This window comes from Burkholderia sp. RF2-non_BP3, from assembly GCF_001522185.1.
Classification (GTDB): domain Bacteria; phylum Pseudomonadota; class Gammaproteobacteria; order Burkholderiales; family Burkholderiaceae; genus Burkholderia; species Burkholderia diffusa.
Genome location: NZ_LOSU01000034.1, coordinates 74287 through 90644, shown reverse-complemented (window position 1 = coordinate 90644; position 16358 = coordinate 74287). Strand labels below are relative to the sequence as shown.

Annotated in this window: 13 protein-coding genes; 3 read left to right on the top strand and 10 right to left on the bottom strand. The window is 63.1% G+C overall.

Annotation, left to right across the window (positions count from 1 at the left end; all coding sequences use genetic code 11):
* Positions 1–133 precede the first annotated feature (133 nt).
* Complete coding sequence (locus WS45_RS19100) at positions 134–1366, top strand: MFS transporter (RefSeq protein ID WP_059701110.1); 1233 nt, start codon at positions 134–136, stop codon at positions 1364–1366.
* A gap of 157 nt (positions 1367–1523) precedes the next feature.
* Here the strand turns inward: WS45_RS19100 and WS45_RS19095 are convergent, their stop codons facing one another.
* Both WS45_RS19095 and WS45_RS19090 read right to left on the bottom strand, forming a co-directional pair.
* A complete protein-coding gene (locus WS45_RS19095) occupies positions 1524–2693 on the bottom strand; it encodes an AraC family transcriptional regulator (protein ID WP_059701097.1) in 1170 nt (389 codons plus the stop codon).
* Entirely contained in the window at positions 2693–4327 is a 1635-nt protein-coding gene (locus tag WS45_RS19090; protein WP_059701096.1) for an AMP-binding protein, read from the bottom strand. Before WS45_RS19090 ends, WS45_RS19095 begins: the two co-directional genes overlap by 1 nt.
* 320 nt (positions 4328–4647) lie before the next feature.
* On the opposite strand from WS45_RS19090, the gene WS45_RS19085 reads away from it, so the two are divergent.
* Entirely contained in the window at positions 4648–5748 is a 1101-nt protein-coding gene (locus WS45_RS19085; RefSeq protein ID WP_059701095.1) for an AraC family transcriptional regulator, read from the top strand.
* Between the two features lie 620 nt (positions 5749–6368).
* A complete protein-coding gene (locus WS45_RS33760; protein ID WP_179949194.1) occupies positions 6369–6629 on the top strand; it encodes a CRISPR-associated endonuclease Cas2 in 261 nt (86 codons plus the stop codon).
* Between the two features lie 668 nt (positions 6630–7297).
* On the opposite strand, the gene WS45_RS19075 is transcribed toward WS45_RS33760, so the two are convergent.
* The 8 genes from WS45_RS19075 to WS45_RS19040 form a co-directional block, all read right to left on the bottom strand.
* Positions 7298–8803, bottom strand: coding sequence for a sensor histidine kinase (locus WS45_RS19075; protein WP_059701093.1), 1506 nt, complete (start codon positions 8801–8803; stop codon positions 7298–7300).
* The gene (locus WS45_RS19070) at positions 8803–9522 is read right to left on the bottom strand and encodes a response regulator transcription factor (protein WP_059701092.1); all 720 of its coding nucleotides are present in this window, start codon (positions 9520–9522) and stop codon (positions 8803–8805) included. The genes WS45_RS19075 and WS45_RS19070 overlap by 1 nt, the downstream gene beginning before the upstream one ends.
* A gap of 299 nt (positions 9523–9821) precedes the next feature.
* A complete protein-coding gene (gene hutC / locus WS45_RS19065) occupies positions 9822–10517 on the bottom strand; it encodes a histidine utilization repressor (RefSeq protein ID WP_059692463.1) in 696 nt (231 codons plus the stop codon).
* 209 nt (positions 10518–10726) lie between these two features.
* On the bottom strand, positions 10727–11869 hold the full coding sequence (locus tag WS45_RS19060) for a porin (protein WP_059692462.1): 1143 nt from the start codon (positions 11867–11869) through the stop codon (positions 10727–10729).
* A gap of 189 nt (positions 11870–12058) precedes the next feature.
* Positions 12059–12847 carry a HalD/BesD family halogenase gene (locus WS45_RS19055; RefSeq protein ID WP_059692461.1) on the bottom strand — a complete coding sequence of 263 codons (789 nt, stop codon included), beginning with the start codon at positions 12845–12847 and terminating at the stop codon, positions 12059–12061.
* Between the two features lie 416 nt (positions 12848–13263).
* Entirely contained in the window at positions 13264–14754 is a 1491-nt protein-coding gene (locus WS45_RS19050; protein WP_257140540.1) for an HAL/PAL/TAL family ammonia-lyase, read from the bottom strand.
* Positions 14755–14836: 82 nt separating this feature from the next.
* Positions 14837–15640, bottom strand: a complete 804-nt coding sequence (locus tag WS45_RS19045; protein WP_059692459.1) for an ABC transporter ATP-binding protein — start codon at positions 15638–15640, stop codon at positions 14837–14839.
* A gap of 12 nt (positions 15641–15652) precedes the next feature.
* On the bottom strand, positions 15653–16357 hold the full coding sequence (locus tag WS45_RS19040; protein ID WP_059692458.1) for an ABC transporter permease: 705 nt from the start codon (positions 16355–16357) through the stop codon (positions 15653–15655).
* Position 16358: the final 1 nt, after the last annotated feature.

Sequence of the window (16358 nt, the reverse complement as noted above, 5' to 3'; positions counted from 1 at the left end):
GCGCTCGACGGGGCGTCGTGTTCGGCGCCCCTTCCGCCGGGCATTGCCGGCTTGCTGCCACACCTTCACCTGCAGAGCGAACTTGCGTTGCCGCTGTCTTCACCCGATGCCCGATACCGTACCGAAAACCGTCATGCCGGACACCACGCGCCCTGCTCGCCTGAACTTCGCGCTCATGTTGCCGCTTCTGCTGGCGGCCCAGCCGGTGGCGACCGACAGTTACCTGCCGGCGCTGCCTGAAATCGCCGCGACGCTGGGGTCCGCCAGCGTCAGCCTCACGGTTTTCGCATTGATATTCGGTATCGGGCAATTGCCGATGGGCAGTCTTTCCGACCGATACGGCCGACGCCCCGTATTGCTGAGCGGCCTTGCGCTCTATGCGCTGGCCGCGCTCGCGGCGGCGCTCGCGTCGAGCGCAGCGATGCTGGTCGCCGCTCGCGCGATGCAAGGCTTTGCCATGGCCGCGATCCTGGTATGCGCGCGCGCGACGGTTCGCGACCGGTATTCGGCAGCCGACGGTCCGTACGTGATGGCGCGCGGTTTCATGGGCATGGGGATGATGGCGTTCTTCGCGCCGATTCTCGGTGCGTATGTCACGCAGCAGGCCGGATGGCGATGGGTGCTCGGGGGGATGAGCCTGTATGCGTTCGGGCTGCTCGTCATGTGCTGGTACGGCTTCGAGGAAAGTTTCTCCCGAATCGCGTCGAGCCGTGGGTCGACCCGGGACGTGCGCGAAATATTCGGCAATGCCACGTTCAGGGTATGGGCGCTGCTGGCCGCGTCGACGTACACCGGCATGTTCTGCTTCCTATTGCTGTCTCCCGCAATCTACATTCGGCATCTCGGCCTGTCGCCCCAGCGGTATGGCTGGATACCCGCGAGCGGTACGCTCGTCTATGTGCTGAGCACGTATGGGTGCCGCCTGCTGCTGCGACGTCAAAGCATGCTGCGAACGGTGCGACAAGGTGCAACGTTGAGCCTTTCCGGCGCGGTGATTCAGGCGTTGGGCTGTGCGCTGCTTCCCGGCAGCATCTGGCCGCTGCTCGTGGGGCATGGTGTGTATTGCCTCGGCCACGGCATCCATCAGCCATGCGGGCAGGCGGGGGCTGTCAGCAGCCTGCCTCATCTTGCGGGCCGCGCGGTATCCTGGTCCGGCTTCATCATGATGTTCTTCGCTTTCAGCGTGGGACAGACGGCAGCGGTTTTCACCGATCCGCGCTATCAACTGGGCGCGTGGCCAATGGTGGTGCCGATGCTCGTCGTCGGCGTGACGCTGGTGACGATCGCGTTTTTCTGGCTGCCGAAAATCCTCCACACGACGTCGGCCGTCAGGCAATCCGGCGCATCGGCGAGTTCAAGCAACTGACCGGGCCGCGGTGCTGGCGTGTGAAGCGCGAGGCCGACGCGCTCGCCCTGCCCGTCGAATTCGTGACGGCAAACGTCGCGCGATGACGGGAGCCGTCCATGGGAGCGCACGAAGGATGCCGGTTATGGGAGCGGGTCCGAATGCACCGCGCGACGCGCTACGCGCGCCGACGGTAAGTGCCCGGCGTGCTGCCCGTCCAGTGGCGGAACGCGCGATGGAACGCGCTCGGATCGTCGAAGCCGATATCGGCGCCGATCGCCGCGATCGTGTCGAGCGTGTCGGTGAGCCGCTGGATCGCGATGTCGCGCCGCAGTTCATCCTTGAGCGCCTGGAACGTCGTGCCTTCCGAGGCCAGATGGCGGCTCAGCGTGCGCACCGAACAATGCAGATGCTCGGCCGCCTGGTCGATCACCGGCAGGTCGGGCAGCGCCGCCGACAGATACTGCCGCACGCGATGGCAGACGAGCTGCTCGCTGAACGATTCGAAGATCCAGTCGCCGGGCGCGCGCGCGAGGAACTTGCGCAGGTTGCGCTTGCTTTGCCGGATCGGTGCGTCGAGGTAGTCGGCGCTGAAGCGCATCAACGTGCGTTCGCAGTCGAACTGCACGGAGCCGGTGAAGAAGTACAGATGCTCGACCGCATGGCGCGGACGCGGGCACGCGAACTCGATCTTCAGCAACGGGATCTTCTGCCCGATCAGCCAGGAACACACGCCGTGCACGAGCTTGAGCATCAATTCCTGGCCGAGCGCGCCGATCGGGCCGACGACCGGGTTCGGCCGCAGCAGCACCTGCGCGACCAGACCGTCGCGCTTCGATTCGACGAAGAAGTCGTCGAGCAGGATATGGAAGAACTGGCCGAAACGATGCAGCGCCGTTTCGAGGTTGCGCGCATCGAGCAGGCTCAGGCACAGGTACTTCAGCGTGCCGCCGCGCAGCGGGCGCGAGAAGATGCCGGGCATCTCGTCATCGAGGTCGATCGCGAGCGTGCGGTACAGCGTCGAGAACTGCTCTTCCGTCACGCGCGCATGCGGCTCGCCGAGCAGCTCGAGCGGAATGCCGGCACCGCGCAGGTAGCGTTCGACCACGTCGCGCTGCGCGCCCGCACTTGCCAGGAAACCATTGACGAGCGAGATCGGCACCGTCGCGCTCGGCGACGGCAGCGCACGCCCGGGTTGGGCGGAAGGTGAGTCTGAACCGGTCATCGCGTCCCCGTCGGTCGAACCGCTCGCATTGTACTTGAGCGGCCCGGAACGGGCCTTTGGCGCCTTCGGGGCTTGCGGCGTGCCGGCCCGCGCGCCGTCGGGCGCGCGGCGCTTCGGCGCCATCAGTCGGCGCGGCTGAGTTCCCGGCGCAGGATCTTGCCGACCGTCGACTTCGGCAGCCGGTCGACCAGGCGGATCAGCTTCGGCACCTTGTAGGCCGCGAGGTTCATGCGGCAGTGCGCGACGATCTCCGCTTCCGTCACGGCCGCGTCGGGCGCGAGCACCACGAACAGCTTGACGGCCTCGCCCGTGCGCTCGTCCGGCACGCCGATGCACGCGCATTCGGCCACGCCCGGCAGCGAAGTGGCCGCGGCTTCCACCTCGTTCGGATACACGTTGAAGCCCGACACGATGATCATGTCCTTCTTGCGATCGACGATCTTCAGGAAGCCGGCCGCATCGAACACGCCGATGTCGCCGGTGCGGAAGTAGCCGTCCGCGGTGAACGCGGCCGCATTCGCGTCCGGCTTGCGCCAGTAGCCGCCCATCACCTGCGGCCCCTGCACGCAGATCTCGCCCGCCTCGCCGATCCCGACCTCGCGATCCTGGTCGTCCAGCAGCTTCACGTCGGTCGACGGCAGCGGCAGGCCTGTCGTGCCGGTGAACGCGTCGATCGACTGCGGATTGAACGTGACCACCGGCGACGTTTCCGACAGCCCGTACCCTTCGCGGATGAAGTTGCCCGTCACCGCCTTCCAGCGCGCGGAGATCACGTCGATCACCGCCGCGCCGCCGCCGGCCGACAGCTTCAGCCGCGACCAGTCGACTTCCTTCAGCCGCGGATGGCCCGCGAGCCCCGCATACAGCGTGTTGACGCCGACGAACACGGACGGCCGCGCGGCCTTCAGCACGTCGATGAAGCCATCCATGTCGCGCGGGTTCGCGACGAGCCAGTTTTCCGCGCCGATCGCGAAGTAGGACAGGAAGTTCACCGTCAGCGCGAAGATGTGATACAGCGGGATCGCCGTGACGACGACCTCCTCGCCCGGCTCGCGCGCGGCCGGCACGATCGCCGCGAACTGCTCGATGTTCGCGACCAGGTTGCGGTGCGACAGCGCGGCGCCCTTCGACAGCCCGGTCGTGCCGCCCGTGTATTGCAGCAGCAGCAGATCGGCACCGCCCAGCGCGACCGGCTCGAAGGCGAGCGATTCGCCGGCGGCGATCGCGTCCGCGAGCGGGATCGAGCCGGGCGGCAGCGCGTCGCATGCGCCGGCCGGCGCATCGACGACGCCGAGATCCCCGCGCCCCACGCTCAGCACGGTTCGCATGCGCGTCTGGCCGACCACGTCGGCGAACGTGCCCATCGATCCGCCGCACACCACGGCTACTTCGACGCCGGCGTCGTTGAGCTGATGCTCGAGCTCGTGCGCGGTATAGAACGGGTTCACGTTGACCTGGATCGCGCCGAGCCGCGCAACCGCGACCGTCACCACCGGAAACGCGAGCACGTTGGGCAGCATCACGGCCACGCGGTCGCCCTTGCGCACGCCCACGACCTGCTGCAGGTAGGCGGCGAGCGCCGCCGACAGACGGTCGACGTCGGCGTAGGTCAGCGTGCGGCCGAACGCGCGGAATGCGGGGCGATCGGCGAAGCGGCGCATCGCTTCGTCCAGCAGCGCGGTTACGGAAGGATGGCGATCGGCATCGATCTCGGCGGGGATCGAGCCGTACGACCCGATCCAGTGTCTCTTCGTCATGTCCTGCTCCTCGGGGGACGGCGCCAGGCAGCGCCGTTCGCACGGCGGCCCGCGCACCGGATGCGCATGGGCCGTCGCCTGACCGGCGACTATCGCCCGCCAAAGGGGCTTTGAAAATGATCCGGGCGGTCGAAAAGATGATCGAAACGGACACGCGAGCGCGCGGCGCGCCGTCAGCCGCGGATTGCGCTCGCGCGTCGGTTTGTCGTTGCCGGGCCGTGCCAGCCCGTGCGCATCAGGGTGAACCCTATGGCGCGCCCGCGCGTTCCGGCGCAAAATCGCGAACCCGGAACGATATCGAATCGGACGCAGAACCAGTCATGCCGCGCAGTGCGCTCTTGACCCCGACGGCCGCCGGCGCCGCCCCGCTGCCGGACGCCCCGCTCGCTCACGCGTTGCGCGAGAAGCGCTTCTCGCCGGCCAAGCTGGCCGTGCTCGTCGGCGTCGCCCAGGAACTCGGCCTCGACCCGGCCGCCGTGCTCGACGGCACTGGCCTGTCGCCGGACGCCGTCACCGACCCGTTCACGCTCACGTCGCAGCTGCAGTTCCTGACCGCCGCGCGCAACGCGATCGGCCGCCATGACGGCACCGATCTCGGCGTGCGCGTCGGCCACCGGCTGCATGCGTCGAGCTATGGAATGTACGGCTACGCGATGCTGTGTTCGGAATCGCTCGCACATGTGTTCGATTCGGCAGTCAAATATCACCAGCTCGCGAACGGGATGCTCGCGATCCGCTGGGTCGAACAGGGCGACACCGCGTCGTGGCTGTTCCCGGATCCGCACGAAGCCGCGCTGCCCGAGCCGGACCTGCCCCTCTACCGCTTCCTGATCGACATGCAATTCGCGCTGCACGTGACGATCATCAAGGACGTGATGGGCGCGTGGTGCGTGCCGGCCCGCGCGCAGTTCGCGCAACCGCGACCGCCGCATGCGGCGCTGCTGTCCGATGCGCTCGAATGCCCGATCGCGTTCGATCAGCCGCACCATGTGTTGAGCTACCCGGCCGCGTGGCTCACGCGCGCGCCGCAGCTCGCGAACCCGATCACCGCCGCGCAGGTGTCGTCGCACTGCGCGCGCCTGCTCGACGAATTGCGCAGCCAGGCCGGTGTCACGCGGCGCGTTTACCAGGAACTCACGCGCACGCCCGGACAATTCCCGGACATCGACGCGATCGCCGACATCCTCTGCATGACGTCGCGCACGCTGCGCCGCAAGCTCGACGCCGAAGGCACGTCGTACAGCGAGTTGCTGACGAGCGTGCGCAAGGCGCTCGCGATCGACTACCTGAGCACCACCACGCTCAGCACCGAAGACATCGCGCTGACGCTCGGCTTCAGCGACGCGGTGGGATTCCGCCACGCGTTCAAGCGCTGGACCGGCACGACGCCGAGCGAGGTGCGGCGCAAGCGCGGCGGGTAACGATGAGCACCGTCGGTGCGACAGCTTATCGAGAAAGCGATCGGATACGCAAAGACAAATTCCAATCAAACAATCTCATTCCCATTCCTAAATAACAACCTCATTCGCGCGCGTCTCTCGCTGCTGACTCAGTAGTCCAGCCAATATCTCTTCGGCAGAATAACGCTGTAATACCGCTTCCGGACGGGGAGAAAAACTATCCCGAGGCCATCTCCAACTGAGGCAACGCGACATCACAACACACCGGGTCGGTCAGGCTTCCATCGCCACCGAACTCCTTTCGTCCGGCTATCCATCCATGCCCGCACCGACTCCCCATACCGACAATAGAACCAATTTCGCGCAAACATCACCCACCGCCATTAATGAGATAAACAATAAATGGCTCGCGATACAATCGATAAAACCACGATCTTATTCCCTCAAGAACGACAGTGGGCATCGACGATTTTCCAGGTCAGTCGATAGAATCACAACAACCTTGGGAGCCCCATCCTTCCAAGCTATTGAATCGAATTTCGGAGAATCCCTGTGAACCTCTCCGATCCGGAGGCCACAGTCATGCGAAATTATTTTCAAGTAATGTGGCCATTTCTTGACCAGCATCATGAGAATACATCTTGGCACTTTACTTTTTGAGTTACGACGTTCGCAAAGCGAATAACTATGAAGAGCTTTACAGCGAACTGGAAAAATTCAAGGCGGTTAACGTCCTTGAGTCGGTATGGTCCTTCGAAAGAAACCACACAACGGCGGCGGAATTGCGTGAGCACTTCAAGCGCTTCGTTAAACCCAATGATGGCATGCTGGTGATCAAGGCCACCGAATGGGCCAGCCAGAGCCTCGATGGTAAACCACCTACACCTGCCAGCTGGGCATAACCAACGTTATCAGTGGAGGGGGCAAGGCAACTGTATTGCCGTTACGCCCCCGCCCAAGCACCGATCCATGATCATTCCGACACACACCATCGAAATTTGGATTTCTCGTCCGGCCCTCTCCTCACCGGAAATCCTTATGGAATAAATAAAGATCACTTTCAACTTCCTCGACAACAGCACTGCTACATCCGCCCCCCACAAACCGGTCGGATAGACTGGAATTTCACGCAGAATTCACATCCATCTTCGGCGATGCCGTTTTCATTGAGAGCCCTCGAAGCATTCCTGTTTCACTCTTGTGGATTTCAAGTTTTCAGCAGTGGATTTACTGACCTCGCTCCCAATGCTGATGTACAAAAATACCGCACGAAACTGCTTGACCGTCATGCCACGCTGTTGTCCGCCGACCTCGATCTTGATAAATTTTTATAATCAGTCGAGTTGACCCCGTCACCGTATCATTTTCGATTCACAACATGGATTCGAGATCAAGGCACTCGTACGTCCAGCGTTCGGCGTCCTGGCGCCCCGGACAAATTAACCCGAATGAATACAACATTTCAGCGAGCCTCTTTCAGGTAATCGATGCCTCGCACTCTCCGCGAGAATTGCGTGCGGCAAAAGCCAATTCACATCTTCAAGTCCTTCACAGCGCCTCCGCCGCCGCATCAGCGCGCGTTGTTCGACGATGAGCCATCGGCGGTCGACGCCACCGCCAGCGCGAACTCGAACACCGCGCCGCGCCCGTCCCGGTCGACGAGCCGGATCCCGCTGCCGTTGAGCGCCAGCATCCGGTGCACGATCAGCAGCCCGAGCCCGCCGCGCGTCGCCGCACCGCCGCTCATCGGCCGCTGCGGCCGCTGGAACAGCCCTTCGCGCCGCGCCGGCGGAATCCCTTCGCCGGTATCCGACACGGTCACCACCACGCGGTCGTCCTGCGGCGTCAGCGCCACTTCGACTTCGCCATGCTGCGGCGTGTGCCGCAATGCGTTGTCGAGCAGGTTGGTCAGCACGCGCTCGATCATCCCGAGATCGGCCGACACGACCGGCACGCGCGGCGGGATGCGCGCATGCAGCGTGACGCCGCGCGACTGCGCGGCAAGTTCGAATTTCTCGAACACGTCCTGCACGAGATCGACGAGCGAGAACGACTCGCGCTCGGCCTGCACGCCGCCCGATTCGAGCCGCGCGAGTTCGAACAGCGCCTGCGCGAGCCGGCCGACCTTCGTGCTCTGCGCGAGCGCGATCGACAGGTAGCGGCGGCGCTCGGACTCCGCGAGCGCGTCGGACTTCAGCGACAGCGTTTCCAAATAGCCGTGCAGCGACGTCAGCGGCGTGCGCAGGTCGTGCGAAATGTTCGTGATCAGTTCGCGCCGCTGCTGGTCCTGACGCGTCAGCGCGCGCCACTGGTCGCCGATCCGGTCGGCCATCTGCGCGAATGCGGATTCGAGCACCGCGATGTCGTCGCCGCGTCGCCCGGGCGGCGAACGCGGCACCGGCGGCTGCGTGTCGGGTGCGGCGTTCGCGTCGAAGCGGCGCATCGCATCGGTCAGCCGGCGCAGCGGGCGCGTGATGAAACTGAACGCCGTCAGGCCGGCGAGCAGGCCGAGCAGCGCGACGACCGCCATCGACCACAGCGTCGTGCGCAGCACGTTGCCGGCGTCGACGCGCGCGGCCAGCCGGTCGTGCGCTTCGCCGAGCAGCACCACGTAGATGTAGCCGGACGGCGGCTGTCCCGCACGCTGCAGCGGCGCGGCGCTGAACACCTTGCGCGCGTCGGGGCTGCGCGGATCGTCGCCGAGGATCGGCAGCGGCTCGCCCGCGATGAAGCGCTGCACCGGCGCGAGATCGACGCGGTCGCGCTTCACGTGGCCCGGCGGCGCGTCGTCGCCCTGGATGCGCCCCGCGTTGTCGAGCAGGTACACCTCGACGCTCGGATTCACGCCCATCAGTTGGCCGAACAACGTGCGCACGGCGTCCGGACGCAGCCCGTTCGCGTCCATCAGCGGCGTGCTGCCCGCGATATGCGCGGCGAGATCGCGCGACAAGCCCTGCACGACTTCCTTCTCGCGCATGTCGTTCGCGCGGATCTGCAGCCATGCCGACGCCCCCGAGCAGGCGAGCAGCAGGATAGAGAACACGAGCGACAGCCGCTGGGTGAGGGTCAGCTTCATCACGCGTCCCGCTGATCCGGCGAGGCGAGCTTGTAGCCGCGTCCCCACACGGTGAGGATGCGCACGGGTTCGGCCGGATCGGCCTCGATCTTCGCGCGCAACCGGTTGATGTGGGTGTTCACGGTGTGTTCGTAGCCTTCATGCTGGTAGCCCCACACGGCATTGAGCAGGTCCATCCGCGAGAACACCTTGCCCGGATGCCGCGCGAAGAAATACAGCAGGTCGAACTCGCGCGGCGTGAGATCGATGCGCGCGCCGTCGACGGCTGCTTCGCGCGCGATCGGGTCGATCGACAGCCCGGCCACGTCGAGCGTGCCCGCATCGATCCGCGAATCGCGCGCGAGCGCGTCGACGCGCCGCAGCAACGCCTTGACCCGCGCGACGAGTTCGAGCACCGAGAACGGCTTCGCGAGGTAGTCGTCGGCGCCGAGCTCGAGGCCGAGAATCCGGTGCACCTCGCTCGAGCGGGCGCTCGTGATGATGATCGGCGTGTAGCGCGCCATCGCGCGCGCGCGCCGGCAGATTTCCAGGCCGTCGACGCCGGGCAGCATCAGGTCGAGGATCAGCGCATCCCAGTTGCCCTGTTCGAGCAGGCGCAGCCCTTCCGTGCCGTCCGCGCTGTGGACCACTTCGTAGCGCTCGTCGCGCAGGTGGAGGCTCAGCACGTCGGCGATGTCGGCATCGTCCTCGACGATCAGGATGCGTTTGGGGTGGTCCATGGCGGTCGGCGGCGGCACGGTGGCGGTCCCGGAAATCGGTTGGCGGTTCTGGTCTGCCCCGGGCCGGAACACCTGCGGCCGGGGGCGAAACGCGGCAGCAATGCCGCCGCTTGCCGCCATTGTGCAAAATTTTGCGGTGGGAAGGGGTCACAAATCGTTTAAGTCTGGATCGCGCTTGGTCCAATGAGCCGACGCCCGCATGCTTTCAGATCCGGCCCTTAAAACAGAATTCATGTCGACCGGCCCGAACGCGAGATAGACGCTCCGAGCGATAGCGTCAGCCGCGCATTTTCGAGGATTCAGAAGGCCCCGGTAAAGCGATAGCGGCTGCCCGGGTGCCACAGATTCACCACCGAGGCGACCACGCCCCGTGACCAGGTGCGCCGATGCAGCACAAGGCACGGCTCGACGTCGTCCATCCGAAGTCGCTGGCGGTGCTCGGGCGCGGGTAACGCCGCTTCGATCCGGTACTCCACCCGCTGCAACGGAGCAACGCGCATCAGGTACTGGTTCGGCGTCGTGGTCGCGAAACTCTGCTCGGCGTATTCCGGCGCAACCGCGGGATTCACCCAACGTTCTTCGAACTGCACCGGCTGATCGTTCTCGAAGTGCAGCAACTGCGAACGCCACAGCCTTGCCCGCGCCGCGACCTGCATCTCCTCTGCAAGCGCCTCGTCTGCCGTCACGAGCTCGACGCCAAGCACCTTGGCGCGATAGGCCTGCCCACGGGCCGAGATTTCCTCGGAAATGCCGCGGATCGCCACCACGGTCGAATCGTACTTCGGCCGCGCGACGAAGGAGCCCGCGCCTCGCACACGCGTGATCACCCGCTCGGCCTTCAACTCGCGCAGCGCCCGGTTGACCGTCAGGCGACCGACCTTGAACGCGCCCGCCAGCTCGTATTCGGTCGGCACCTGATCGCCCTCCGCCCATTCGCCCGAGTGAATGCACGCGAGGACGAAATCCTTGATCACCTGATAGGCCGGTGCGTGCATTGCGTCAGTGCTCCCTCACAAACAACCTGGTTGCGGACGGCGCGAGCACCGAATCCTGGCCCGCTCCGACCACCGACACCCGCGCGCCGGCCTTCCTCGCCATCGAAGCGCTCGATTTCGTTCAGTCGATTTAGATACGCATTCCTTATTTTTAACATCGCAATCCGGACTCCGTGTGACTCACGAACCTCAGGTCACGATCTCCGCGCCTAGAACGTATGACGGAGAGCTGCGCGAGCAATGAATTGCCGATTGTTCGACGATGCACCGCTTGCACCCGTGATGAACGCGTTGTCGAGGAACGTTCCCGTCTCGCCCCCCGCCACTTGCTGGAACTGCCCCTGCAAATAGACATCGGTACGCTTCGACAGGGCGTAGTCGAACATCAGGCCGGCCTGATGCCACTTCGGGCGAACCGTGCCGCTGCTCGCCGAGTATTTTCCAAGCGCGTACGTATACATCGCCTGCACGAAAAACGCCGGCGTAAAATCGTATTTCGCATTGAATTCGAAATTATCGAATCGAAGTGAGCTGGCCCCTGTCCCGCCGAAGGTTCCACCAACGTATGCGTTACCGGTCGGATTCTCGAGCAAGGTATCGCTATAGACGAATCCGAGCGTAGCCGAACCAATCGCATACGAGAGACCTGCACCATAGATGCGCTGATGCCCCGCATAGAAACTGGCGTCGTTCGCGGCAACGGCACCCAAAGCATTGCCGCCGACATGATTGATGTCCATATAGGCCGCACCGATCGAGAACGGGCCGTGGCTGTATGCCGCCCCGAAGCTGTACAGGCGGTTATCGGAGAATGCGCCCGCGCTGTTGCTGAACCCGTACATCCCGCCGAACGTGACGCCGCCGAGGCCAGGGCTCGAATACTTGATCGCATTGTTCACGCGGAAAGAATTGTCCGTGTTGTCGTTGTCGTACGGATGCGAGAAAAGGTATCCCGAGTACCAGCCGTTCGCGGTCAACGGCGCGAGATAATCGACCACCGAGTCATACTGCCGACCGAACGTCAGGGTTCCCAGCTTGTCGCTTTGCACGCCGACAAAGGCTTGACGGCCGAACATCCGGCCGCCTTGCATCAGTTGGCCAGAATTGACGTCAAACCCATTCTCGAGCGTGAAAATTGCTGCGAGTCCCCCACCCAAATCCTCCTGCCCCTTGAGCCCCCACCGGCTACCTGACGCGTATCCGCTCTGCATTTCGTAGCTGTGCTTGCCTCCGGTGTTGGTCGTGTAGTTGATACCTTCATCGATAATCCCGTACAAAGTCACGGAATTCTCGGCATGCACCAGTGACGAGACAAGAACCAGCCCGCCAGCCACGACACGCATTTTCTTCATCAGGGTCTCCCTTCTCCGTACCGATTGAGTGTTGTCGACTTCTTCACCTTTGCAAACGCGATCTCCGCCACGCGCGAACCGCCGTCGCGGCACTGCCTTCAGACATGTGCTTATGCGGGAATCCATGACCGCCGACGGCAGTGCCTCGCGACGCTGCCGCCCGGCATTCAGGCTTCACCCCGCACGATCTCAATGCGCACGGCCGTAAAACCCCATGCGCTCTTCCCCATGGAACGTGACCCCCGGTTTCTCGTAATATGAAAACACCGTCACCATTCGGTCCCGCTCGCCCTGAACGGGTGTGACGCGATGCGCGGTGTTCTTGCCTCGGAACACATTCAACGTCCCCGCTTTCAGTCGCATGCTCTGCACGCGCGGATCCCGTCCTTCCAGCAACGCCGCCACCCCGTCATAGTTCGGATCGGAGTCGGATCGCAGATCTGTCCGATACTCGAATTCGCCCCCTTGCAGCGGTTCTTGCAGCAGGAGCGTCGTCGTGAATTCCGATCGATCGAAATGCCAGTTCAGGGCTTCGCCTTCGCGGTATGCCATCACGTTGATTTTCGCGAGCGGATCGTCCATCAGGTACAGCTTTTCTTTTCGCATCGTCGCGGCAAGAAATCTCACCAACGGCTCGTACGCGTAAATGCTCGCAATGACGCTGTCCGGAATCTGGTCGGCACATACCGTGTGATTGACCGTCTCGACCTTGCGCAGCGCCGGATGGCCGGGCGCCAGTTCCGGGATCTCGGGCAGGAAATAGATGTTGTGCACCCGCTTGTGCGTATGCGAGTGCTCGTCCATGACCGGCGAGATCTCGGCGACCGCCCGGGACACAACCTCGGGCCGGACGAAATCCTCCAGATTGAACATGCCGTCGCGCCCAAGGTCTGCGGCTGCCTTCTCGACAAGCGCATTCCATTCGCTGCTACCCTCACGGTCCAGCGGATACCGATCCAGATCAAGAATGTCTTTCATGATTTACCAATGGGATGTTTTCAATAGATATATGGCGCCCAACGAAAAATCTGTCGCTTCTGCGGACGGTCGGGAACCGCACAAGAGACGTACCACACATGTCATCCGATCCGCATTTGAATTCGCGCATATACTTCGCACAACGAATCGCATTGAAGAGATGGTATTTACAAAAAAACAACCCATCAACGGGATAATTTCTTCTTCCTCATTCAGAAAAACTTGTCGGGCGTCCCGCAGGTCATCTCTTCGACACCGACGCCCTGTCGTCGTTTTCTGCGGCAATGCATCGAACGGCAGAGCCGTCTCCTGAACCCGTTGCATCCGCTTGTCGGCCGGATCTCTCCGTTCGCATCAACCCAGTCCGCTTGCCTATGGAGGACCATCACGGTACGGGCAATGAATCGACGCGCGCGCTATAAGCAATAGGCGATCTCCCGCTCGATACGGGCAAGCGTTGCCGGTTCGCGCAGCAGCGCAAGCGCTTTCGCGATATCGGGCGCCACGACCCGATCCTCGGTATAGGGCGGTATTTCCTCGCGCAGGATCTCAAGCGCGCTGCGACAACCCGAGCCGATGTCGGCGAACTTGATGAAAGACAGCGCCTGGGCGGCAACGAGGTATTCGATCGCAAGAACGGTTTCGGCGTTGTCGAGCACCTTCGACACCCTCAGAGCAGCTGGCGTGGACAAGCTCAGGTGATCCTCCTGCAAGCCCGACGTCACATAGTTGTCGACCACTCTCGGACTGGCGAGGGTCTTGTTCTCGGCAACCAGTGACGCAGCAACGTACTGGACGATCATCAGACCGGAATTCACGCCACTCTCCCGCAGCAGGAACGGCGGCAGGCCGCTCGTCATCGGGTTGACGAGCCGGTCGACGCGCCGCTCGGACACGCCCGCCAGTTCAGCCAGTGCAATCGCCAGGATATCGGCCGCCATGGCCATGTTCTGACCATGCGGGTTGGCCTGCGAAATGACGCGATATTCGTCGCTGTTGCCGAAGACTTGCGGATTGTCCGTCGCCGATGCGAGCTCGAGATCGACCTGTTTCTCGACGTGCGAAAACTGGTCGCGGCTGGCGCCGTGTATTTGCGGAATCGACCGGATGCTGAGCGCATCCTGCGTTCGTATTCCTCGACTCGCCAGCAAGTTGGTGCTGTTCTCCAGCAAACGACGCAAATTCCTTCCGACTCTCTGCGCACCAGGATGCGGCTTCGCCGCGAGCGCTTCCGGGGAAAAGGCGTCCAGTTGCCCGCGCAACGCCTCGAAGCTCATCGCCGCGACGATATCGGCCCATTTCATCAGGCGCTCGGTCCTCTGCAACGCCACGGACAGCATGCCAGTGGAGCACGGCGTCCCGTTGATCAACGAAAGACCGTCTTTCGCGGCAAGCGATAGCGGCCGCAAGACCCGGCACTTCAGTGCACCGATGCCGGACAATCTTTGATTGTCCACCCAGGCTTCTCCCAGGCCGATCATCGGCAGCGCGGCATGGGCCATATGGGTGAGGTAGCCGACCGATCCTTCAGATGGCACAACGGGCGTGATGTCGAGATTGAGAAAGTCCAGCAATCGTTCAACGACGTCAGGTGAAACGCCGGAGCGGCCGTGAGCGAAGTTCTGGATCTGCGCCGCAAGAATCGCGCGCACGCCATCGGCGGACAGCGGTGCGCCGACACCGCATGCGTGGCTTTTCAGCGCATTCGTCGACAATTCGGTGAGCTTTCCCGGCGACAGCACCGTGTCGCACAAGGCACCCAGGCCCGTCGTGATGCCGTAGGCGCGCTCCTGACGCTCGACGATCCGGTCAACGATCTCGCGCGCGCCGCGTATTCTGTCCCACGTTTCCCGCCCGAGCGCCAGCCGTGCGCCATTGGCGATCTCGGCAACCGCCCTCCAGGTCATCGGCGCATCGTCAATTATTATGTTATGCATATTAAATTTGATAAGCACGGGATGAATGTCGACCTGCTTCGCTTCGGCGTCGCTACACCGATTCGTGGCTTGAAATGAATCGGCAGAAGCGCTCTGATTTTTTATGACGGAACAATTCGTCCGGCGCGCCTTCGCTTTCCACGACACCCTGATGCATGAACACGACCCGGCTCGACACGCTCCGGGCGAAATTCATTTCATGTGTCACGATCAGCATCGTGCATCCTTCCTCAGCCAGCTGCCGCATCACCTTGAGCACCTCGCCGACCCGCTCCGGATCCAGAGCCGAGGTCGGTTCGTCGAACAGCATGACTCGGGGCTTCATTGCCAGTGCCCGCGCGATCGCAGCACGCTGTTGCTGCCCGCCCGACAGGTGGGCGGGATAGTGCCTGAACTTGTCTGCAATTCCGACCTTTTCAAGCAGCACCATCGCCTCGTCGATGCAGTCGGCACGCTTGCGCTTCTGAACATGCACGGGCCCCTCGATGAGGTTCTCCAGGATCGTCATGTGAGAGAACAGGTTGAAACTCTGGAATACCATCCCCAATTGCGAGCGGATGCGATCCACCTGACGGCGATTCGCCGGCTCACGACGGCCGCGGCCGTTCACGCGCAAATCGAGTTTCTCTCCGGCGACGAGCACATCGCCGTCATCCGGCGTCTCGAGCAGGTTGATGCAACGCAGCAGCGTACTCTTGCCGGATCCGCTTGACCCCAGAATCGAAATGACGTCGCCCTCGCGAGCCGCGAGCGATACGCCTCTCAATACATGGTTGTCTCCATATCGCTTATGAAGATTGGAGACTGCAACAGCGGGAACGACCTTCAGTTCTTCGGCGAGATCATTGAGTTTCATAGCATCGGCCTTTCAGTTGGCAATGGGCGACGACATGGGTCGACGATATGGCGTCAACGAGTATTCGAGTAGCGCGATCGCGCGAACGATCAGGAAATTGAGCAGCAGGTAGATGGCGGCCGCGCACAGAAAGACTTCAGTCGTGCGGTACGTATGCGCAATGATGCGTTGAGCGACACCGGTCATCTCCATGACCGTCACGAGGCTCGCAAGCGCAGTCCCCTTCACCATCAGAACGATCTCCGTCGAATAGGCCGGCAGCGCGTGGCGCAAGGCTACAGGTGCGATCACCCTGCGAAACAACAGCCAGCCCGACATGCCCATCGCACGCGCGGCTTCGAGCTGATTCGCCGGCACCGCCAACACCCCGCCACGGAAGATTTCGGTCGTGTAACCGGCCGTACACAATCCCAGCGACAGCACGGCGCATCCGAACGGCTCGCGGATGATCGGCCAGAAGACGCTGTCGCGAACGAAGTCGAACTGGCCCATTCCGTAGTAAAGCAGGAACAGTTGGATCAGCAACGGCGTGCCCCGAAACACCAAGACATACCCGCTCGAGAATTTCTCCAGATACTTGACGCCGGAGAATCGCATCCACGTCAAACCCAATGCAATCACTCCGCCGAAGGCGATCGCCAGCAGAAACAGCGCGAGCGTGACGGGCAGCGCGGCGAGCAACCGCGACAGGGTGTCCAGCAAGAAATCGAAATCCATG

Excerpts from the sequence above, each read along its gene's own strand:
- WS45_RS19100 (WP_059701110.1), top strand. The coding sequence starts at position 134 with ATGCCGGACACCACGCGCCCTGCTCGCCTGAACTTCGCGCTCATGTTG.
- WS45_RS19095 (WP_059701097.1), bottom strand. The coding sequence starts at position 2,693 with ATGGCGCCGAAGCGCCGCGCGCCCGACGGCGCGCGGGCCGGCACGCCG.
- WS45_RS19090 (WP_059701096.1), bottom strand. The coding sequence starts at position 4,327 with ATGACGAAGAGACACTGGATCGGGTCGTACGGCTCGATCCCCGCCGAG.
- WS45_RS19085 (WP_059701095.1), top strand. The coding sequence starts at position 4,648 with ATGCCGCGCAGTGCGCTCTTGACCCCGACGGCCGCCGGCGCCGCCCCG.
- WS45_RS19075 (WP_059701093.1), bottom strand. The coding sequence starts at position 8,803 with ATGAAGCTGACCCTCACCCAGCGGCTGTCGCTCGTGTTCTCTATCCTG.
- WS45_RS19070 (WP_059701092.1), bottom strand. The coding sequence starts at position 9,522 with ATGGACCACCCCAAACGCATCCTGATCGTCGAGGACGATGCCGACATC.
- hutC (WP_059692463.1), bottom strand. The coding sequence starts at position 10,517 with ATGCACGCACCGGCCTATCAGGTGATCAAGGATTTCGTCCTCGCGTGC.
- WS45_RS19060 (WP_059692462.1), bottom strand. The coding sequence starts at position 11,869 with ATGAAGAAAATGCGTGTCGTGGCTGGCGGGCTGGTTCTTGTCTCGTCA.
- WS45_RS19055 (WP_059692461.1), bottom strand. The coding sequence starts at position 12,847 with ATGAAAGACATTCTTGATCTGGATCGGTATCCGCTGGACCGTGAGGGT.
- WS45_RS19050 (WP_257140540.1), bottom strand. The coding sequence starts at position 14,754 with ATGACCTGGAGGGCGGTTGCCGAGATCGCCAATGGCGCACGGCTGGCG.
- WS45_RS19045 (WP_059692459.1), bottom strand. The coding sequence starts at position 15,640 with ATGAAACTCAATGATCTCGCCGAAGAACTGAAGGTCGTTCCCGCTGTT.
- WS45_RS19040 (WP_059692458.1), bottom strand. The coding sequence starts at position 16,357 with ATGGATTTCGATTTCTTGCTGGACACCCTGTCGCGGTTGCTCGCCGCG.